At 44.2% G+C, this 19593-nt stretch carries 20 protein-coding genes; 2 read left to right on the top strand and 18 right to left on the bottom strand.

The genetic code is table 11. The features are described from left to right. Positions 1–128: 128 nt before the first annotated feature. The 4 genes from spoIID to ACXADT_RS05025 all read right to left on the bottom strand — a co-directional run bounded on the left by spoIID (position 129) and on the right by ACXADT_RS05025 (position 3839). Positions 129–1142 carry a stage II sporulation protein D gene (gene spoIID, locus ACXADT_RS05040; RefSeq protein ID WP_474833421.1) on the bottom strand — a complete coding sequence of 338 codons (1014 nt, stop codon included), beginning with the start codon at positions 1140–1142 and terminating at the stop codon, positions 129–131. 254 nt (positions 1143–1396) lie between these two features. Further along, complete coding sequence (gene murA, locus ACXADT_RS05035) at positions 1397–2719, bottom strand: UDP-N-acetylglucosamine 1-carboxyvinyltransferase (protein WP_474833420.1); 1323 nt, start codon at positions 2717–2719, stop codon at positions 1397–1399. Between the two features lie 29 nt (positions 2720–2748). After that, positions 2749–3495, bottom strand: coding sequence for a YwmB family TATA-box binding protein (locus ACXADT_RS05030; RefSeq protein WP_270180360.1), 747 nt, complete (start codon positions 3493–3495; stop codon positions 2749–2751). A 110-nt stretch (positions 3496–3605) separates the two neighbouring features. Next, positions 3606–3839: a DUF1146 family protein gene (locus ACXADT_RS05025; RefSeq protein ID WP_270180361.1), complete on the bottom strand. Its 234-nt coding sequence runs from the start codon at positions 3837–3839 to the stop codon at positions 3606–3608. Positions 3840–4107: 268 nt separating this feature from the next. Between ACXADT_RS05025 and ACXADT_RS05020 the strand changes: the two genes are divergently transcribed. Then, positions 4108–5288 (top strand): IS3 family transposase gene (locus tag ACXADT_RS05020; RefSeq protein ID WP_474833418.1). Its coding sequence is split into 2 segments (ribosomal slippage): positions 4108–4399 and positions 4399–5288, totalling 1182 coding nucleotides; the frame shifts between segments, so codons are not numbered across the junction. A gap of 51 nt (positions 5289–5339) precedes the next feature. On the opposite strand, the gene nuoN is transcribed toward ACXADT_RS05020, so the two are convergent. Genes nuoN through ACXADT_RS04965 form a run of 11 tightly spaced genes read right to left on the bottom strand, consistent with a single transcriptional unit; the run spans position 5340 to position 15580 of the window. Further along, positions 5340–6863 carry an NADH-quinone oxidoreductase subunit NuoN gene (gene nuoN / locus ACXADT_RS05015; protein WP_474833416.1) on the bottom strand — a complete coding sequence of 508 codons (1524 nt, stop codon included), beginning with the start codon at positions 6861–6863 and terminating at the stop codon, positions 5340–5342. Positions 6864–6867: 4 nt separating this feature from the next. Beyond that, the gene (locus tag ACXADT_RS05010; protein WP_474833414.1) at positions 6868–8352 is read right to left on the bottom strand and encodes a complex I subunit 4 family protein; all 1485 of its coding nucleotides are present in this window, start codon (positions 8350–8352) and stop codon (positions 6868–6870) included. Continuing rightward, positions 8349–10211 (bottom strand): NADH-quinone oxidoreductase subunit L, encoded by a 1863-nt coding sequence (gene nuoL / locus ACXADT_RS05005; protein WP_474833412.1) that lies wholly within the window; start codon positions 10209–10211, stop codon positions 8349–8351. Before nuoL ends, ACXADT_RS05010 begins: the two co-directional genes overlap by 4 nt. A 16-nt stretch (positions 10212–10227) precedes the next feature. Next, positions 10228–10542, bottom strand: coding sequence for an NADH-quinone oxidoreductase subunit NuoK (gene nuoK, locus ACXADT_RS05000; RefSeq protein WP_270180365.1), 315 nt, complete (start codon positions 10540–10542; stop codon positions 10228–10230). Further along, positions 10539–11054 carry an NADH-quinone oxidoreductase subunit J gene (locus ACXADT_RS04995; RefSeq protein ID WP_270180366.1) on the bottom strand — a complete coding sequence of 172 codons (516 nt, stop codon included), beginning with the start codon at positions 11052–11054 and terminating at the stop codon, positions 10539–10541. The genes nuoK and ACXADT_RS04995 overlap by 4 nt, the downstream gene beginning before the upstream one ends. Then, positions 11051–11470, bottom strand: coding sequence for an NADH-quinone oxidoreductase subunit NuoI (nuoI, locus tag ACXADT_RS04990; RefSeq protein WP_270180367.1), 420 nt, complete (start codon positions 11468–11470; stop codon positions 11051–11053). The genes ACXADT_RS04995 and nuoI overlap by 4 nt, the downstream gene beginning before the upstream one ends. 34 nt (positions 11471–11504) lie before the next feature. Further along, complete coding sequence (gene nuoH, locus ACXADT_RS04985; RefSeq protein ID WP_474833410.1) at positions 11505–12509, bottom strand: NADH-quinone oxidoreductase subunit NuoH; 1005 nt, start codon at positions 12507–12509, stop codon at positions 11505–11507. Next, entirely contained in the window at positions 12509–13609 is a 1101-nt protein-coding gene (locus tag ACXADT_RS04980) for an NADH-quinone oxidoreductase subunit D (RefSeq protein ID WP_270180369.1), read from the bottom strand. Before ACXADT_RS04980 ends, nuoH begins: the two co-directional genes overlap by 1 nt. Before the next feature lie 2 nt (positions 13610–13611). Further along, complete coding sequence (locus ACXADT_RS04975; protein WP_474833409.1) at positions 13612–14745, bottom strand: NADH-quinone oxidoreductase subunit C; 1134 nt, start codon at positions 14743–14745, stop codon at positions 13612–13614. Continuing rightward, positions 14742–15260, bottom strand: coding sequence for a NuoB/complex I 20 kDa subunit family protein (locus ACXADT_RS04970; protein ID WP_270180371.1), 519 nt, complete (start codon positions 15258–15260; stop codon positions 14742–14744). Before ACXADT_RS04970 ends, ACXADT_RS04975 begins: the two co-directional genes overlap by 4 nt. Next, complete coding sequence (locus ACXADT_RS04965) at positions 15251–15580, bottom strand: NADH-quinone oxidoreductase subunit A (RefSeq protein WP_270180637.1); 330 nt, start codon at positions 15578–15580, stop codon at positions 15251–15253. The genes ACXADT_RS04970 and ACXADT_RS04965 overlap by 10 nt, the downstream gene beginning before the upstream one ends. 181 nt (positions 15581–15761) lie before the next feature. On the opposite strand from ACXADT_RS04965, the gene ACXADT_RS04960 reads away from it, so the two are divergent. After that, complete coding sequence (locus tag ACXADT_RS04960; protein ID WP_474833407.1) at positions 15762–16238, top strand: YbgA family protein; 477 nt, start codon at positions 15762–15764, stop codon at positions 16236–16238. 19 nt (positions 16239–16257) lie between these two features. On the opposite strand, the gene ACXADT_RS04955 is transcribed toward ACXADT_RS04960, so the two are convergent. The 3 genes from ACXADT_RS04955 to ACXADT_RS04945 all read right to left on the bottom strand — a co-directional run bounded on the left by ACXADT_RS04955 (position 16258) and on the right by ACXADT_RS04945 (position 19549). Continuing rightward, positions 16258–16659, bottom strand: a complete 402-nt coding sequence (locus ACXADT_RS04955; protein ID WP_270180373.1) for a F0F1 ATP synthase subunit epsilon — start codon at positions 16657–16659, stop codon at positions 16258–16260. A gap of 432 nt (positions 16660–17091) precedes the next feature. Continuing rightward, entirely contained in the window at positions 17092–18504 is a 1413-nt protein-coding gene (gene atpD, locus ACXADT_RS04950) for a F0F1 ATP synthase subunit beta (protein WP_270180374.1), read from the bottom strand. Between the two features lie 181 nt (positions 18505–18685). Continuing rightward, positions 18686–19549, bottom strand: a complete 864-nt coding sequence (locus ACXADT_RS04945) for a F0F1 ATP synthase subunit gamma (protein ID WP_270180375.1) — start codon at positions 19547–19549, stop codon at positions 18686–18688. Between the last annotated feature and the right edge of the window lie 44 nt (positions 19550–19593).

The raw sequence follows: 19593 nt of genomic DNA, 5'->3' as shown, positions 1-19593 counted from the left end.
GGTTTCTATACACATTCCTGAAAAAATATCTATTTATTTTTCGACAAGTCCGTTATTTTTATGCATTTTCTTTTCATTTTCTCAAAATACGCCGTCCTAACAAGCAAAAAACCGCATTGCTGCGGCTGTTAACGATGTGCTGTTAAGTTATCAACATAGCGGCCCATCTCACTGATCGCCACACCTTTATAGTAGTGTTTCACGATTTCATCGTAGTCTCTTCCTTCTTCAGCCATTCCATTTGCACCATATTGACTCATTCCAACGCCGTGTCCATAGCCTTTCGTAGTGACAGAAATTCGATCTCCATCCCGCTCCCAGGTGAAGTCAGAAGACCTTAAACCTAGTAGGTCTCGAATTTCTCTTCCAGTAAATGATTTACCAGCTACTTCAACCTCCCCAACCCGCTTCCCAGTCGTGAGGTTCTTTATCGTTCCGACCGATCCATCCGATGGAAGGGTAACACCAAGCTTTTGTTCGAACTCACTTTTCGAGAACGACATTTCGTCGGAGTACTTAGGCGACTGCTTATCCCAAGGACTTTCTACGCTTCTAAGATATGGAGCAGCATTTTCCCAGTAGTCTTCCGAGTTCTCCGTGTATCCGTTGCTCGTTGAGAAAAATGAAGCGTAGATCGGATTGCCTTCATACGTTAAAATCTGACCAACTGTTTCTTCAACAGCCTTTTCGATCTTCGCATACTTACTCTCAAACTCTTTTCCCCATGCTTTCTTCAACTCATCGTTACTTTTATATACCTGGTGTTGGATCGTGTCAGTGACGATTGCGTTCCCAGGAAGTTCTTCTGTGGGATTTGCAAGCCTCGTAACGACGAACGTTCTTGCTGTCAACGCCTGCGCCTTCAGAGCTTCTAGATTAAACTCTGCTGGCATCTCAGCTGCTACTACTCCAGTTACATATTCTTCAATTGGAACGTTCACCGTCTTCTCAAGCTGTGCACGATAGACCGGTACATCGACATTCACGGCTTTTGCAGTTGGCATATTGTTACTTTCTCTTTTCGAGTCAGTAGTCACTGGTGATCCCCCAGATGATCCATATGGTAGCACTAACATAGATGGCAAAAGAATTATAATGCCAGCAAATAAGATAAGGATAAGAAGGATCTTTTTCATTCGCATGCCCCCGTCATCTAAATTGTATCTCCACTAACACCTTATGGAAGTGGACAACCATTTAGAACAGAAACGAAACGAGGTATCGGTGTAATGGTGAGGTACGTGAGGAAGGGTTTGTTAACGGTTTTACTCGATATTTTTCTTTTGTTGAAGCTTTTATCATGAAGCTCCTTACGTTTAACTTTTAATGAATATTTTATAGGGGAGGAGCTTCCATTCATAACAAAAAAACCGTAGCTCATCGCTACGGTTTTCACTTACGCTAATTTTGGTTTAACGTCTGTTTCTTCAGCTACAGTTTCTGCTGTTTGCTCTGTTTCTTCAAGCTTGACGCGTTCAACGTCAGCTCCAAGAGCAGCAAGCTTCTCAGCAAAGTTCACATAGCCACGATCTAAGTGCTTAAGCTCATCTACACGCGTGTAGCCGTCAGCAACTAGACCAGCAAGGATCAGTGCAGCTCCAGCGCGAAGATCAGTAGCTGATACTTCAGCACCTTGTAACTCAGAAGGACCTTCAATGATTGCGGCACGACCCTCGATCTTGATGTTCCCATTCATGCGACGGAACTCTTCAACGTGCATGAAGCGATTTTCAAAGACTGTCTCAGTGATCACACTTGTACCCTTTGCCTGAAGCAACAGTGCCATCATCTGTGACTGCATATCTGTAGGGAAACCAGGGTGTGGCATCGTCTTAAGATCAACTGGTTTGAGTGTTTCAGGACCGATTACTCGTAGTCCGTTACCTTCTTCTGTAATCTCAACTCCCATTTCCTGCATCTTTGCAATAAGAGGGCGTAGGTGTTCAGAAACAGCGTTCTCGACAAGAACGTTTCCGCCTGTAATAGCAGATGCTACCATAAAAGTACCTGCTTCGATGCGGTCAGGAATAACAGTGTGTTCAGCACCGTATAGCTTCTCGACACCTTCGATTCGAATCGTACCTGTACCAGCTCCGCGTACTTTTGCACCCATCGCATTCAGGTAATTCGCTAGACAGACGATTTCCGGCTCTTGCGCAACGTTCTCAAGAATCGTTGTGCCTTCCGCAAGAACTGCTGCCATCATGATGTTCTCAGTTGCTCCAACACTTGGGAAATCAAGGTAAATCTTCGCTCCTTGAAGTCTTCCTTTAATTGAAGCTTCAATAAATCCATTACCGATTTGAACCTCTGCACCCATTGCTTCAAAGCCTTTAAGATGCTGATCGATCGGCCTTGATCCAATTGCACAGCCACCAGGAAGTGCGATGCGGGCATGACCCACGCGGGCCAATAATGGTCCCATAACTAGAAACGAAGCTCTCATTTTACGTACTGCTTCGAAAGGTGCTTCTGTTTTTAGTGGTTTTGTTGCATCCACATGAATTGTATTTCCATTTATCTCTGACTCTACGTTCAAATAACTTAATACTTCGCTAATCGTGTGTACATCTGAAAGGGCCGGCACATCTTTTAACGTGCTCGTGCCTTCATGTGCTAATACAGATGCTGTGATGACGGGCAAGACTGCATTTTTAGCTCCCTCGACTCTTACAGAGCCAGTCAGTCTCCTGCCACCTCGGACGATGATTTTTTCCAACGTATTCCCCTCCGCGTCCAATTTGTATATTAATATTCAGTCGTAATTATCGGTGTGCCAATTGTGACGGTAGTTGCGCCGCCCATTCCTGTATCTCGTAATGCTATCTGTAAGTTCATTCTCTGGTTGTTCGTTGTAATTGTTTCTTTCCACTTCTTATGGTATGCGGAAAGTGATACAAACGTCTCTTCATTAACTTCTTCAACTTTCGAGGCTTCAAAATCGTTCAAAAGCTTGTCCGCCTCTTTGTACAAAACAATGTTCATTTTATCATCTTTTACCCCTTTAAAACAAGTGAAGACAGGGGCATCTTCATGGAAAAATTGTGACTTTTGTGACGTAAAGTGTTCGTAAGCTGTTCGCCATTCCTCCTGGTGGAATCCGGAGACTTCCATATTATAGATAAGATAAGAGCTATTACGATCATTCTCCGGATAAGTAATAAGGGTTACAGTGTCTTTGATGCCCAATTTCGAATCCAGTTTTGTGCCAATGAACTTCACAATGCCGTCACCGTCCACCTTTTCGATCCAGTTATATTCTGGCGAATCGGCTTGAAGCTCCGACGTAGTTAGTCTCTTCCCTGAGGAAATACTTTTAAAACCCATTTTTCCTTTTGTATGAAGTGACCAACTTTTTATTGTGACATCATTGTCTATTAAAATGTTCGCAATCTCGGCTGTCTTTGCTTCCGTATCATCTTCAAACGTTACTGATGTACCATGTGAAAAGCTTCCAAGAAGCATGACTGACAGTAATCCGATCATAAGCTTCATCTTAACCCTCTCCCCGTTCAGGTCTCTTACTTTCATTGTGACCATTGAGGGCTAGGGCATACATGGAATTTGTAGTCATTAACCGACAAATTCCAAATGTGACTTTTAAGTTAGAACAAGTATTTTAGGCGGATGGACCAGTTGTAGTAATCGAGAAAGAAGCTACTAGTGAGGGAACCGATGCTGATGGTCAGGAGTATCATGAGGACTTTGGCTTGTGGACTATTCGGCTTCTTAACAAACACATCGAAGCGAACAGTTTGTAGCGCCCACCAGGTGATCAATAAAAACACCAGGTGAATAAAAATCGAAAAAATCGACTGCTGCGCAAGTGCTTCCGTCATCTCTCTACCCCCTCTCATTTGCACACTTGTATCAATTTCTATTTGCTAATTATAAAAGATATTGTACGTAATGAATATCGGACTTTAACCCCATAAATATAAGTTCTAAATTACATTTTACCATCAATTTCGACAATATTTTTATTTTTTCCTAAATCTCAATAAAAAAACCGCAATCCCAATGTGATATTATCCCCTTTAAGTAGACATTCAAAAAAACCTCCATGATATGGTGGAGGAAAGGATGATACTTGGAGGGGATTTTTCTATGGCTAAAAAAGGACAAACGTTTCAACAGTATACAGACGATTTTAAACATAATGCCGTGATGAAATACATTAACGGTTCCCAAAGTTATAAAGCTCTAGCGGAAGAATTGGGAATAAAGAATTGTACACAACTTAAAGTGTGGGTCAAGAAGTGGAAGAATGGTGAGCCGTTTGATATTCGAAGTCGCAGTGGAGAAAATCCTATGTATGGTAGGCCGCGTACAAACTTTAACACAATTGAAGAAGAGAGAGATTACCTGAAAGCGCAGGTGGATTACTTAAAAAAGCAGTATCAAAATCTCGGGAAGGAGGAAAAATCACGCAAAAAATAAAGTATGAAACCGTGGAAGGCTTAAGGGGCAAAGCACCTGTCACTTGGTTATTAGAGATTGCTTCCCTCCAACCATCAAGTTATTACAAATGGAGAGCCAGTCAAGCAAAGCGAGATGAAAAGGCCAATCAAGATCATGACATCCAAATGCATATGATGGGGATTCATTTTCTTCACCCGGAAACAGGTTATCCTACCATGACACGTTTATTAAAAGAAAGTGGTTACCACATTAACCACAAAAAAGTGTATCGCTTGATGACAGAAATGGGCATTCAATCGGTAATCCGTAAAAAAAGAAAAAGGCATGGATACACCCCGTCTGTCGTCTATCCAAATAGGTTAAAACGCAACTTTAAAGCCAAGGGAACGAATCAGAAAATGGTGACGGACATTACTTATGTGTCAGATGGTAAACGATTCTATTACTTATCGGTGATCCAAGATTTATTCAACAATGAGATCGTAAGTTGGCAGCTTTCTAAACGAAACGATTTAAAACTTGTATTAGATACAGTAGCCCAATGGACAAAGAAAAAAGACGTAACTGAAGCCGTTCTCCATTCGGATCAAGGCTTTCAGTATACGTCTAAGGCATACAACATACGAATAGAAGAATATGGCGTTAAGGGCAGCCACTCTCGCAAAGGAAACTGCCTAGATAACGCCTGTATTGAGTCCTTCTTTTCGCATCTCAAAACAGAGAAGTTGTATATCGAACAGTGTAAAACAGAAAATGAGATCAGACAAGCAATCGAGGATTACATCTACCACTATAACTACAGACGTTTCCAAAAGAAATTAAAACAACGCGCGCCGATTGAATATCGACACGCGTTGGCAGCGTAGTTTTTTTATACTGTCTACTTGACAGGGGTAAAACCAATGAGACTGCGGTTCTTACTGATTAAACACTTCCATGAATTGAAAGTACTCTTGTATGAACGTTAATGCCGTTGACGGAAAAATTCCAATCACCAGTGTAGCTGTAGCTGTGATCGTCAATACAGCTGTCACCCCTGCTGAAATCGTTATCGGCTTCTTATCTGACGGTCTGAAGTACATTTGAACGAACAAACCGAAATAGTATACGTACGACAGAACGGTTCCTAGAAGCATCGCTGCCGTTAGAAAATAACGCTTTGGCTCTGTTCCCAGCGCACTCATGAATATTTCAAATTTCCCAATGAATCCCGCCGTAAACGGTATTCCAGCAAGAGACAATAGAAAGATCGTCATCGTGATCGCAATGAACGGTGAGCGTCTAAACATTCCTGCAAACGAAGCGATCGTCACGTCTTCTCTTTCCTTCGTTACAGCATGAATCACAGCAAATGCCCCAAGGTTCATCAGGAGATACGCCAATAAGTAGAACCATACGACTTCAAACACCATCTCCGATAATGCCGCAAAAGGAATAAGGATGTAACCTGCATGAGCGATACTCGAGTAAGCGAAGAGGCGTTTAGCATTCAACTGCCTAAGCGCAATAATATTACCGATGATGATGGTTAAGATCGCTATGATCGCTATGTATGGGCGAACAGATACGAGTAGCGATTCAAAACTCATTCCCTCAGGCGTAATTACTTTTCCTGTCCCAGGTGCAAAGACGAACGGTACCATGAGGAGACGAAGGATAATGGCAAACCCAGCTGTTTTTGAAACGACGCTTAAAAAAGCGGTGACTGGAGTTTCAGCTCCCTGATAGACGTCAGGTGCCCACATATGAAACGGAGCTGCTGCTATCTTGAATAGTAGTCCGATAAAGATCATTAGAAATGCAAACACGATGAGAAACCGATTATCTGCCACGATGTCGCTTGCCATAGCAGACTGAATCGCATACAGATTCGTTTCACCTGAAAGTCCATATACATAACTCATCCCAAACAGTGTGATCGCTGTAGCGATCCCTCCGTTGACGAGGTATTTAAAGGCAGCTTCGTTCGCAAAATGATTCGTTTTACGAATTCCAACAAGGATATAAGAAGATAAGCTCAATAACTCAAGACCGACGAATAATGTGATAAGGTCAGCGCTCGACGCCATCATCATCCCACCGAGAAGCGCCGTTAAGATGAGATAGTAGTATTCCCCTTTTACATCCTTTAGATCATCCTTAGATGGAAGGCCGAGTAATAGGACAAAACCTGTACCGATCAACATGAGCAGTTTGAACGCTTTCGCAAACGAATCGAGCCTGAACGTTTCACCTAAAATCGAAACGACACCGTCGTCTAACTGCAGGAAAAGAAAGATCGTAGCTAATCCAACACCCGCTAGTGCAAACCATACGAGCATGGTACGACTTTTTTTCGTCGTAAATAGATCGATCAAGGAGATTGTGACGGCAGTAATGAGAATAATAAATTCAGGCATCATACTTCCCCAGTTGTATTGCATCAAAGTCGACATATTCATTACGCTAACCCCCTATCCCAATCGTTCTCAGCGTGTTAGACAAGATTGCTGGATAAACGCCGATCCAGATGATCAGGATCAGTAATACTGCTGATGAAACGACTTCAGTTGCGGATAGATCCATTTTCCGATCAAAGGATGGTCGCCGTTCACCGAAGGTCACCGCTAGTACGGCTCGCAAGATGTAAACAGCAGTTAGTATGATACCTAAGACACCAATCGCACCGATCACAGGCATCGTTTCAAATAATCCTAGAAACGCTAGGAATTCACTAATAAAGCCGCTCATGCCTGGTAACCCTAGAGATGCAAGTCCTGCCGCTAAAAAGAAACCAGCAAATAACGGGGTCTGACTAGCAATGCCTCCAAGTTCACTGATTCTCGTCGTCCCAAATCGGTCGAGGAGAACTCCGATCAGTAGAAAGAGGAGTGCTGCAATGAGACCATGTGAGATGGTTTGAAAGATTGCACCCTGAACACCAACTGAATTGAACGAAGCTAATCCGAGTAATACGATGCCCATATGGGATATAGACGAATAGGCAAGCAGCGCTCGAAGTTCAGTTTGAACGAACGCGATGAATGCACCATACAACAAGTTGATTAATCCAAGAATGGCAAGGACAAGTGAGATGTCCTGCAGCTGTTCTGGGAAAAAACCTCCTCCGAAACGAATCAATCCATATGCACCAATTTTTAATAACACTCCTGCATGAATCATCACAAGAGCGATCGGCGCTTCTACGTGTACGCGTACCATCCATGAATGAAGGGGTACGATTGGAAGTTTGGTCCCGAATGCGAGGAGTAGTAGAACCAACAACCACATTCTCATGTTATATGAGAGAAACTCAAATGAATCCGTTTCTTTCAGCATCGAAGTAATTTCCGTGATATTCGTCGTATGCAGTTCGACAAAGAGAGTGATGATAACGATAAGAAGCAGCACCGATCCAATCCCGTTGTAGATTAAGAATGAAAAAGCAGCCCTTTCTTTATGAAAACCACCCCATCTCCCGAGAAGTAAGAACGTGGAGACGAGCGTTACTTCAAAAAACAAGAAAAAGAGGAACAGGTTCTCGCTCGAGAAAACACCAAGCATGCCGAGTTCAAGTGCTAGAAATAATATGAAGAACCCTTTTGTTCCACTCGTTATTCGATGGACTGCAAAGGAAGCAAGAAACGTAATGAGAGAGGTTAAAAACAAGAATAAAACCGATAGTCCCGTGACGCCAAGCTCATATGAGATGATATAAGGCTCATTTGGACTGATCGACGTCATCATTTCAAACCACGTAACCGTCTCTTGGAACTGAATCCCTTCAACGCCTCGTTCAAACAATGAGTACACGACAATGGCGAGAAGAAGCGGTAATGCCGTAGCGAGTGTACCTATCCGTTTTACCAAATGACTTTCAGGAGAGAGAATCGCAAGTAGAATGATTCCTAAGAGCGGCGAGAACACAAGAATTGAAAGCAAACCGGTCATTGGAAATACCCCCCTAACGCCGCGATGACTAGAAGAACGAGGACGAGTCCTGAAAACGCAACGGCACTGTAAGTCTGTACCTGACCAGACTGAACTTTCACACCCGTTTTACCAAGTTGTGAGACGAGTCCCTTTACTGCAGCGGCCCCTCCTTCAACGATGAATCGATCAAAATAGCTCCAGAAGTAGCTAAGCGCATAGAGCCCTTTTACAAATACAGTGCGGTAAAGTTCATCAACAAAATACTTTCGATACAGTACGTGATGTACTTCTTTCATCGATCCATATAGCCAATTTCTTGGGATACTTTGTTTTGCATACATGAACCATGCGAGAGCGATTCCTCCGATCGACAACGCGCTAGCCAGAATCATTATCCAATAAGGCGCATCGATGGAACTGAACAGCACTGGATAAGGAGTAGTTTCAAGCCAATCACCGAGAAACGTTCCGAACCAGTGCGTGTGAATAAACCCTGAGAAAACGGCGAGCACGGCCAGAACCATCATGGGAATGAGCATCGTACGAGGAGATTCTTTGATTTCTTCATTACGCTCACGCTCTCCGCTAAAGACCAGAAAGTAAAGGCGGAACATGTAAAAAGCCGTGAGAAACGCTGTAAGAAGAGCTAATCCAAAGAGAATATAGCTTCCGTTCGAGAAGGCAGAAGCCAATATTTCATCCTTACTAAAGAAGCCGGAGAACAGCGGAAATCCAGCAATCGCTAAACTCCCTATTAGAAACAGGAGTGCCGTTCCTTTCAACTTTTTACCGAGTCCACCTAACTTGTGGATGTTTTGTTCATGGGCTGCATGGATCACACTTCCTGCAGCAAGGAACAGAAGTGCTTTAAAGAAAGCGTGCGTTGTGAGGTGAAAGACTGCTGCGGTATACCCCGCCGTACCTAAGGCAAGCATCATGTACCCAAGCTGACTGATCGTGGAGTATGCCAATATTCGTTTGATATCGTTCTGAACAAGAGCGATGGTCGCTGCAAAGACTGCCGTAACACCACCAGTGATTGCTACAGTCATCATCGCAACGTCAGATGCTGTGAAAAGTGGAAACATCACCGCTACAAGATAAACACCAGCCGCTACCATCGTAGCTGCATGAATGAGCGCGGATACTGGTGTAGGACCTTCCATCGCATCAGGAAGCCACGTATGAAGTGGAAATTGTCCCGATTTCCCGACTGCTCCTACGAAAATGAGGATCGCCGTTAACGTAATCACTGCTGGCGTTAGTTCACCCGCTTCTGCAGCGCTAAAGATTCCGTCTAGTTCAAGCGTTCCCGTCTGCCAGTACAGCAAGAATATCGCAACAAGTAATCCTACATCTCCAATCCTCGTTACGATGAACGCTTTCTTTGCTGCCGCCTTTGCTTCAGGTTTATAAAAGTAGAAACCTACTAATAGGAACGAACACACTCCAACAAGCTCCCAGAAGAAATAGATTTGAAGAAGGTTCGGTGACAACACAAGAGCCGTCATCGAAAATGTAAAAAGCCCTAAATAACCGAAGAACGTTGCGATCCGTTCGTCATTTGCCATGTACCCCATCGAATACATATGTACAAGAAAGCTAACGAGGGTAACGATGACGAGCATGAGTGCGTTCAATGGATTCACTTCTAATCCGACCGTTAGAGTGAGTGCGTCGATCGATAGCCAATTTCCTTCTACTAGGAAATTACCGTTTTTGAGATGACTGAAAAGAACTATGAGTGCTCCAACAAAAGCAGCGCCGGAAAACAGGGTACCTACGATGCCAGCTTTTTTATAAATGACCGGCCTGGTAAACAAAATGATTAGAAAGGATAGAAGTGGTAGAACCGGAATCAGCCAGACATAATCCATTTATAACCCCCCTTTGCTACTTTTTTAATGTGTTCATTTCATCGACATTAACCGTTGCTCGATTGCGATACAAAGCGATCAGAATAGCAAGCCCGACCGCAGCTTCTGCGGCTGCTACCGTAATCGTGAACAACGAGAAGACTTGCCCACGAATTGAAGCACCTACGCCGTATTTAGCAAAAGCAACAAGGTTTACGTTCACAGCATTCAGCATGAGCTCGATCGATATCAGAACGATTACGGCATTTCGTTTCGTTAGTGCACCATAAAGTCCCATACAGAAAAGTAATAACGCCGTGACAAGGTAAGCAGAAAGCGGTATCGAACTCATGACTGCTCACCTTCTTTCTTGGTTTCCTCTTTCTTAGCGAGGATTACCGCTCCGACAAGAGCGACCAGTAGAACGACCGATACGAGCTCGAACGGGATGACATATTCGGTGAAAAGCATGATCCCGATTTGCTCCGTATTGTTTTCATGCAGGGTGGTGGCCTGACCGCCTAGTGATAGATCTTTAACAGCAAAAAACATGATTAAAAAGAAAGCGGTTATTCCAGATAGAACGATTCCTTTCTTAACGAAGCCTGTCTTCTTCTCTTCACCGGTATGCTTCGTGAGCATAATTCCGAAAAGCATGATGATCGTGATGGCACCGGAGTAGATTAAAATCTGAACAACAGCTACAAACTCCGCTGCGAGCATAACGTAAAGTCCAGCTATGCCTAGAAACGTTAGAACGAGCGCCATCACCATATGAACGACTTTTGAGAGATTTAGCATGAGCAAGGCACCGGTGATCGTGATTAGAAAAAGGATGACGAAGACGATTAGCTCTCCATTCATACCTTGTTTTCCTTTCTAAGATTCGTATCATTTTCGTCCAGCCACTCTAGGTTCTTGAACAGATCGTCTCTACTATAAGAAGCGAGTTCAAAGTTATTCGTCATAATAATCGCCTCCGTTGGACAAACCTCTGTGCAGAGATCACATAGAATGCAGATTTCAAAATTAATGTCGTACGTATCGATGATCTTCCCTTTTTTCGAAGGGTCAGGATGCTTCTTTCCCGTTAAGGTGATGCAATCTGTCGGACAAATCGCTGCACATTGATTACAAACGATGCATTTCTCAGGGTAGAATTTCTGAATGCCTCTAAATCGATCGGGCATTTCGAGCGGTTTCTCTGGATAGCCATACGTAACTTTTTCCTTCGTTAGGTTCTTAAGGGTGTAAGCTAACCCTTTCGCTAGTCCTCGCATGCTCTGCTTCCTCCCTTTTTAAACCGAATCTGATTTAAAACGACCGGAATAGTTCGATTAAAATCGTCGTAATAAAGATATTTGCTAGTGCGAGTGGAAGGAGTACCTTCCATCCAAATGACATTAATTGATCTGCTCGAAGACGTGGAAATGTCGCCCTGATCCAAATCATGACGAATACGATGAAGATGAATTTAAGTGCGAACCAGATAAATCCAGGTACAAAATCTAAAAACGGAACCGCTTGCCATCCCCCTAAAAAGAGAATGGTAGTTAACGATGCCATGGCAAAAAGATAGACGTACTCAGCGAGCATGAAGAATGCCCATCTGAACCCCGAATATTCAACGTGATAGCCTGCTACGAGCTCTGACTCGGCCTCTGGTAGATCGAATGGTGTTCGATTAAGCTCTGCTACAGATGCGATCAGAAAGATGAAAAATGCGAGCGGCTGCTTGAAGATGAACGCGACGTTTTCCTGCGCCATAATAATTTCGTTCAGATTAAGAGTGCCTGTTAATAGAATGATTCCGATGACACTCATGACGAGTGGGATTTCATACGAGATCATTTGAGCCGCTGATCGCATGCTCCCTAACAACGCATATTTATTGTTCGATGCCCACCCTCCAGCAAGAATGCCGATCGTTGTGATCCCTGATATCGCAATGTAAAATAGCAATCCTACTCCGATATCTGCAAACGAAATCCGTTCGGTGAACGGTAATACGGCGATTATGATGAAGGCAGGAGCAAACGCAATGACAGGTGCGATGATAAAAAGCGGACGATCGGCGTCTCTTGGAATGGTATCTTCTTTCAATAATAGTTTCAGAACATCTGCAACCGTCTGAAGAAGACCAAACCTGCCGCCGACTCTGTTCGGACCGTGTCTGAGCTGCATGAAGCCGAGCACTTTCCGCTCCGCTAAGATGGCATACGTTACAAATCCAAGAACGACCATCAGCATTGCTGTACCAGCAAGGAAAAACCCTCCCGTTTGCCAGTATCCTGGTGTGGAAGTGAGCCATTCACTCATCAACCATCCACCTCCCCGAGAACGATATCGATCCCTCCTAAAATTGCGATCAAGTTGGATATATTTTCTCCTTCAAGTAATTCAGGAAGAATCTGAAGGTTATAAAAGGATGGCCTTCTAAACTTGAGGCGATACGGCTCTTTTTTCCCTTTGGATGCTATGTAACAGCCGATCTCACCACGTGGAGATTCGATCCTTACATACGTTTCACCAGCAGGAGGTTTAATAATTCTCGGCACTTTCGCCATGATGGCTCCTTCCTCAGGAATTTGATCAGCAGCCTGCTCAACGATTTTCAACGCTTCTTCAATTTCCCCCATCCGGCAGTAGTAACGTGAAAGGGCATCACCTTCATGAAAGACTGGCACATCAAAGTTAAATCTTTCATAGATGGAGTAAGGTTCATTTTTTCTAAGATCCCAGTCTACCCCTGTACAGCGCAAGTTCGCTCCGCTAAGAGAGTAAGAGAGTGCCGTTTCTCTCGAATAGGTTCCGACTCCTTTTAACCTAGCCATGAAGATTTCATTTCCTGTAACGAGATCGTGGTAGCCTGCTAGCTGCTCTCTCATATATGGCACAAATTCACGCACCTTAGTAAGCCAGCCTTCTGGTGCATCCCACTTCACACCGCCCACCCTCATATAGTTGAACGTGAGACGTCCTCCAGATATCTCATTCAATAGATTAATAATGACTTCGCGCTCTCGAAACGCGTAAAGAAAGGGGCTCATGGCTCCAATATCTAAGAGATACGTACCGAACCAGACAAGGTGGCTCGCTATTCTTCCAAGTTCCATGACGATCACTCTCAAATATTCTGCTCGTTCTGGTAGTTCCATCGCCATCATCGTTTCTACAGCATGACAAAGGATATAATTATTTGTCATCGCAGCGAGATAATCCATTCGATCTGTATATGGAATAATCTGCGTATACTGTAGGTTTTCAGCAATCTTCTCAGTTCCTCTGTGGAGGTAACCGATAACAGGTGTTGCCTCTTTGATCACTTCACCATCAATCTTGAGGACGATGCGAAACACGCCATGTGTACTGGGGTGCTGCGGCCCTACATTCAAAAGCATTTCCTCAGTACGAATCATCGTTACACCTCCACATCGTATGGCTCGTAATCTTTTCTAAGAGGATGCCCTACCCAATCATCAGGCATCATGATTCTAGACAGATTTGGATGACCTTCGAACACGATGCCAAGGAGGTCGTATGCCTCACGCTCTGGCCAGTTTGCTCCTGACCAAAGTGGTGTGATCGACTGTATCACAGGGTTTTCACGATCGATTTTCACTTTAAGTGCAACACTCTGTTTATTTATATAAGAATAGAAATGATTGTAGATTTCCATATGTGTTTCAAAGTCTGTGCCGTGCGTTTCGGATAGGTAGTCAAAAGCGAGAAGTTCGTTAAATTTCAGGAACTCTGCTAATCGATAATACGACTCTTTCTTTGCTACGAGCGTCGGCACATCTTTCGCAAGGCGGTTAATATAAGCATCCTCGACCAAATCATCACCTAAGTTTTCTTTTATTATTTCGAGGTAGCGATCTAAGAGAGGTTGATTTGGAGAGGGCTTGACCTCTTCTGCCTCCTCTTCCTTTGCCTTTCCTTTCGCTTTTGCCGCTGCGGCGGCTTTTGCTTTTGCCTTGGCAGCTGCGACTGCTTTTGCTTTCTCATTTTCACCAGATCCAGACTTTTTCTTCAGAGCAGCTGCCTTCGCTTTCGCCGCTGCAACTGCCTTTTTCTTTGCAAGATCTGGGTCTTCTTCCGGCTCTGACGCTTCACCCTCCTGCTCTTTTTTCTTCCTTAACGCTGCTGCCTTTGCTTTTGCCGCTGCGACTGCCTTTTTCTTTGCAAGATCTGGGTCTTCTTTCGTTTCTGACGCTTCACCCTCCTGCTCTTTTTTCTTCCTTAAGGCTGCTGCCTTTGCTTTTGCCGCTGCAACTGCCTTTTTCTTTGCAAGGTCTGCGTCTTCTTCCGTTTCTGACGCTTCACCCTCCTGCTCTTTTTTCTTCCTTAACGCTGCTGCCTTTGCTTTCGCTGCTGCAGCGGCTTTCTTTTTCGCTAGCTCAGAATCTTCTTCCTGTGATGCTTCTATTCTATCCTCTGAATCCTCTGCTTTCTTTTCCTCTCGAGCTTTCCGTAATTCAGCTGCTTTTCGTTTCGCTTCTTCTACAGCTTTTCGCTTCTGTTCAGCAAGGTCTTCACGTGAATCATCCGTCATTTATTCGTCACCCGCTTTCCGGTCTTTGCTTCGTAACGAATCTTTTCCTGTAATTTATTTATTCCATAGATGAGTGCTGCAGGGTTCGGTGGACATCCCGGTATGTACACATCGACCGGTACGATTTGATCGACTCCTTTCACAACGGCATATGAGTTGATATACGGTCCTCCTGCAGTTGCACATGAGCCCATCGCAATTACCCATTTAGGTTCTGGCATTTGATCATAGAGACGCTTCAATACAGGTGCCATTTTCTTTGTCACCGTACCTGATACGATCATCACATCTGATTGTCTTGGAGACGTTCGAAAAAACGTCCCAAATCGATCTAAGTCATAATGCGAAGCTCCGGACCCCATCATCTCGATTGCGCAGCACGCAAGGCCGAACGTAAGCGGCCAAAGCGAATTACTACGTGCCCAGGATTTTACTTGTTCTAGTGTTGCGAGAAAGACATTCTGCTTCATTTCCTCGAATTCTTCGGGCGTGATATCTTCTATTCTTATATCCATTTCAACACCTTCTTTTTCCAAGCATAAATTAACCCGATTAGAAGCATGACGATGAAAATCATCATCTCAATAAACGCAAAGAAACCGAGTTTCTGATAAGCGACTGCCCATGGGTATAAGAAAACGGTTTCTACATCGAATATGACAAATAGAAGCCCGAATAAATAATATCGGACATTATACTGTATCCAGCTTTGATGGAACGGCTCGATGCCGCTTTCGTAAGTTGTTTGTTTTTCTGCGGTAGGCTTATGGGGGCGGAGGATTTTCCCGGCTGTGAGTGCGACAATAGGTAGTAATAAGCCAAGAAGAAGGAACATCAGCACCAGGAGGTAACTATTTTGGTACACGTTAAGCGATTCACCCAAACAGGATCTCTCCTCTCATCATGCGGTTTACTACTCTCGTATACTAATTCAACATTTTTACCATTATTCTTGCTTTTCTGAAAAAGTTTTTTTAAAATTTCGAACAGAGGTGATCAGTATTTCGTATAAAGAAATGAGAAAAGTAACAGAAAAACTTTGGGCAAGAAATAAATATAGTGTGATGGCGAAAGGATATGAGCACTACAAACGAATCGGTGCTGCTTTTAAAGAGGCGCATTCGATCGATGATTTGTTTAATGTATATACGATGATTGGAGAAGCTGAACAGTTGCCTCATACTAAAAAAGGTATGCGGACGACCCTCGAGCATATGTGGGGTTATTTTAAAAAACGTGCAGATGAGGAAGAAAAGCAAGTGTTCTTCAGGACAATGAATACCGTTTTAGAGAGTGAACAAAACCTTTCGAAAGAAAATATTGCTCAGCTAAAAACTCTAGTTGAAAATTTATTGGAAAAATACCCTTCAGACTATTTATCTCAAAGTCATTTCATAAAAGTAGATTCTGGGTGGAACGTTGTGTTTCATGAAGATAATCTTGAGGGTATAACAAAAGAAGATTATAAAAAAGCATCAGAGAATAAACTCTGATGCTTTTAGCGTATCTGTATTATTTCTTTGCAAGATCTAGACGGTTTACTGCACGCTTAAGTGCTAGCTCAGCACGTCTAAAGTCAACATTATCCTGCTTTGCCTGGTTCAGGCGCTGCTCTGCTCTTTCCTTTGCTGCACGAGCGCGTTCAACGTCGATTTCAGAAGGGTTTTCAGCAGATTCTGCAAGGATTGTTACTTGCTTAGGTCTTACTTCAACAAACCCACCGCTAACGGCCAGTACATGAGTATCAGCTCCATTTTTGAAGCGAACTGCATTGATGGTAAGAGGGGCAACAAGCGGAATGTGACCAGGTAAAATGCCGAGCTCTCCGCTCTGCGCTTTTACACTGACTAATTCAGCTTCCCCTTGGTATACCGGGCCGTCAGGGGTGACTACACTGACTTCCAATGTATTCATCGTACCCCTCCCTGGGTGTGGTAATGATTGAAAAGCGTAAGCGCCTTGGTCACCCCCGACGAGCTTAAGGCGAGCATCAATGTGGCGTTCTTTGCCGCAATGATGATTGACTTAAGACCTAGAGGGGGTAGGCGCTGGAGCTAGACATCGGTAGCGTGGGCTAGAGAAGTCTCTTTGCGCCGTTGCTCCATGTCTAGCTGCGGCTCCCAGGCCCTCGAGTCGCTTCACCTTTTCAATTGAACGCAAAGAACGTGTTCCCTTGAAAAGGCTCCAGCGCTTGTCGGGCCTAGGCGGTCGCCTCCGCTTTTCTTTAATGTCTAGCTGCATGAGCCAAATCCTCCGGCTGTTTCGCCCCTTCGGTTGAGACACAAATCGTCTCATCCTCACGGGCTCCAACATCCTACGGATTTAAACGGCTCATTCCGCTTTTCTTTATGCCATTTGTTCTGCTTTTTCTACTACTTCTTCGATGCGGCCTACTAGACGGAATGCATCCTCAGGGATGTCGTCGTGTTTGCCGTCAAGGATTTCTTTGAATCCTTTGATCGTTTCTTTAACCGGTACGTAAGATCCTGGCTGACCAGTGAACTGTTCAGCAACGTGGAAGTTCTGAGAAAGGAAGAACTGAATGCGACGAGCACGCGCAACAGTTAGCTTATCTTCGTCAGAAAGCTCATCCATACCAAGGATTGCGATGATATCTTGAAGCTCTTTATAACGCTGTAGCGTCTGCTGAACTTCACGAGCAACAGTATAGTGTTCTTCACCAACAACTTCTGGAGAAAGTGCACGAGAAGTTGATGCAAGTGGATCCACCGCTGGGTAGATACCTTGCTCAGATAGCTTACGCTCAAGGTTCGTCGTAGCATCAAGGTGAGCGAACGTTGTCGCTGGAGCCGGGTCAGTATAGTCATCGGCTGGCACGTAAATTGCCTGAATGGAAGTTACGGAACCTTTGTTAGTCGATGTGATACGTTCCTGAAGTTGGCCCATCTCAGTTGCAAGTGTCGGCTGGTAACCTACTGCTGATGGCATACGGCCAAGCAATGCGGATACCTCAGAACCTGCCTGAGTAAAGCGGTAAATGTTATCGATGAAGAGTAGAACGTCTTGTCCTTGCTCATCACGGAAGTATTCTGCCATTGTCAGACCAGAAAGGGCAACACGCATACGTGCACCTGGTGGTTCGTTCATCTGACCGAATACCATTGCAGTTTTCTTAATAACTCCGGAATCTGTCATCTCGTAGTAAAGGTCGTTACCTTCACGAGTACGCTCACCAACACCTGCGAATACGGAGATACCGCCGTGTTCCTGTGCGATGTTGTTGATCAGTTCCTGGATAAGTACTGTTTTACCTACACCTGCACCACCAAACAGACCGATCTTACCACCTTTTACGTATGGAGCAAGAAGGTCTACTACTTTGATTCCTGTTTCAAGGATCTCAGTAGATGTTGCAAGGTTTTCAAATGTAGGAGCTTGACGGTGAATAGGGTCACGACGAACGTCAGCACTTAGTGCTTCGTCAAGGTCAATGTTTTCTCCTAGTACGTTAAATACACGTCCTAGTGTAATATCTCCAACTGGAACGGAGATCGGTGCACCTGTATCAATCGTTTCAACTCCACGTACAAGACCATCTGTTGAACCCATCGCTACGGTACGAACAGAGTCATCGCCAAGGTGAAGCGCGACTTCAAGCGTAAGATCCATGCTCTTCTCGTCACCGGATTCCGCTTTATAGTTAACTGTAAGGGCGTTGTAGATTTCTGGAAGCTTTCCGCTATCGAACTTTACGTCTACAACCGGACCCATAACCTGGGTAATGTATCCCTTGTTCATCCTGTTCCCTCCTAACTTGCTTTAAGTGCTTTTGAAATAAAGCATTTATCTCAGATAAGTGTCTAGCTACAGTGGCCAGTCCCTCGATCGCTTCACCTTTTAACCTGAACACAAAAATCGTGTTCATTTTAAAAGCTTCCAGCGCTTTTCGGGCCTTAACGGCCACTTTCGCTTTTCGTTATTATTCTAATGCCGCTGCCCCACTAACAATCTCAGTTAATTCCTGAGTGATCGCTGCCTGACGCGCACGGTTGTAAGAAAGTGTAAGGCTGCCGATGAGGTCGTCTGCATTGTCAGTCGCACTTCTCATCGCTGTCATACGGGAAGCGTGCTCTGCTGCTTTTGCATCGAGAAGCGCACCGTAGATCAAGCTTTCAGCATATTGAGGAAGCAGGACTTCAAGAATTTCTTCTTCAGAAGGCTCGTACTCATAGCTAGCGAGTGACTTACTTTCACCTGTCTCAATATCCGTTAACGGAAGAAGCTTCTTCTCCGTTAAATCTTGCTGAATGGCACTTACATAGTGGTTATAGTACATATAAAGCTCATCGAAGGCACCATCTTCAAACATCTTAACCGTTCTAGATGCAATGTCTTTAATGTCTGCAAAGGAAGGCTGGTCAGCAAGACCAACGATGCTTTCCACTACAGGCATATCGCGTTTTTTAAAGAAGGATAGTCCTACTTTACCAACTACGATGATGGCATACTCGTCTTTTGAGCTATGACGTTCATTGATCGTTCGATATACATGGCGTAGAACCGAGCTGTTGTATGCGCCCGCTAGACCACGGTCAGATGTGATAACAACATAACCTGTCTTCTTGACGTCACGACTTTCAAGCATCGGATGACTAGCGCCGCTTGACCCAGTAGCGATACTAGCTACAACATCTTGAATCTTTTCCATGTAAGGAACGAATGACTTTGCATTCATTTCTGCACGGTTAAGTTTCGCTGCTGAAACCATCTGCATCGCTTTTGTAATCTGCTTTGTCTTCTTAGTCGATGTAATTCTCGACTTAATATCGCGTAAAGATGCCACTCATTTTCACCACCTTTTAAGCTGGCCGCGGCGTTTCCGCCGCA

This window comes from Anaerobacillus sp. ABR4_321, assembly GCF_056158505.1.
This window is presented reverse-complemented; position numbering and strand designations above follow the sequence as displayed.

What these genes read in the sequence shown, in the direction of transcription:
- ACXADT_RS04960 (WP_474833407.1), top strand. Translation starts at nt 15,762, where the DNA reads ATGAGAAAAGTAACAGAAAAACTTTGGGCAAGAAATAAATATAGTGTG.
- nuoK (WP_270180365.1), bottom strand. Translation starts at nt 10,542, where the DNA reads ATGAGTTCGATACCGCTTTCTGCTTACCTTGTCACGGCGTTATTACTT.
- ACXADT_RS04955 (WP_270180373.1), bottom strand. Translation starts at nt 16,659, where the DNA reads ATGAATACATTGGAAGTCAGTGTAGTCACCCCTGACGGCCCGGTATAC.
- nuoI (WP_270180367.1), bottom strand. Translation starts at nt 11,470, where the DNA reads ATGCGAGGACTAGCGAAAGGGTTAGCTTACACCCTTAAGAACCTAACG.
- nuoL (WP_474833412.1), bottom strand. Translation starts at nt 10,211, where the DNA reads ATGGATTATGTCTGGCTGATTCCGGTTCTACCACTTCTATCCTTTCTA.
- ACXADT_RS05010 (WP_474833414.1), bottom strand. Translation starts at nt 8,352, where the DNA reads ATGACCGGTTTGCTTTCAATTCTTGTGTTCTCGCCGCTCTTAGGAATC.
- nuoN (WP_474833416.1), bottom strand. Translation starts at nt 6,863, where the DNA reads ATGAATATGTCGACTTTGATGCAATACAACTGGGGAAGTATGATGCCT.
- nuoH (WP_474833410.1), bottom strand. Translation starts at nt 12,509, where the DNA reads ATGAGTGAATGGCTCACTTCCACACCAGGATACTGGCAAACGGGAGGG.
- ACXADT_RS04980 (WP_270180369.1), bottom strand. Translation starts at nt 13,609, where the DNA reads ATGATTCGTACTGAGGAAATGCTTTTGAATGTAGGGCCGCAGCACCCC.
- spoIID (WP_474833421.1), bottom strand. Translation starts at nt 1,142, where the DNA reads ATGCGAATGAAAAAGATCCTTCTTATCCTTATCTTATTTGCTGGCATT.
- ACXADT_RS04965 (WP_270180637.1), bottom strand. Translation starts at nt 15,580, where the DNA reads ATGTTCCTTCTTCTTGGCTTATTACTACCTATTGTCGCACTCACAGCC.
- ACXADT_RS05030 (WP_270180360.1), bottom strand. Translation starts at nt 3,495, where the DNA reads ATGAAGCTTATGATCGGATTACTGTCAGTCATGCTTCTTGGAAGCTTT.
- ACXADT_RS05025 (WP_270180361.1), bottom strand. Translation starts at nt 3,839, where the DNA reads ATGACGGAAGCACTTGCGCAGCAGTCGATTTTTTCGATTTTTATTCAC.
- atpD (WP_270180374.1), bottom strand. Translation starts at nt 18,504, where the DNA reads ATGAACAAGGGATACATTACCCAGGTTATGGGTCCGGTTGTAGACGTA.
- ACXADT_RS04975 (WP_474833409.1), bottom strand. Translation starts at nt 14,745, where the DNA reads ATGACGGATGATTCACGTGAAGACCTTGCTGAACAGAAGCGAAAAGCT.
- ACXADT_RS04970 (WP_270180371.1), bottom strand. Translation starts at nt 15,260, where the DNA reads ATGGATATAAGAATAGAAGATATCACGCCCGAAGAATTCGAGGAAATG.
- ACXADT_RS04995 (WP_270180366.1), bottom strand. Translation starts at nt 11,054, where the DNA reads ATGAATGGAGAGCTAATCGTCTTCGTCATCCTTTTTCTAATCACGATC.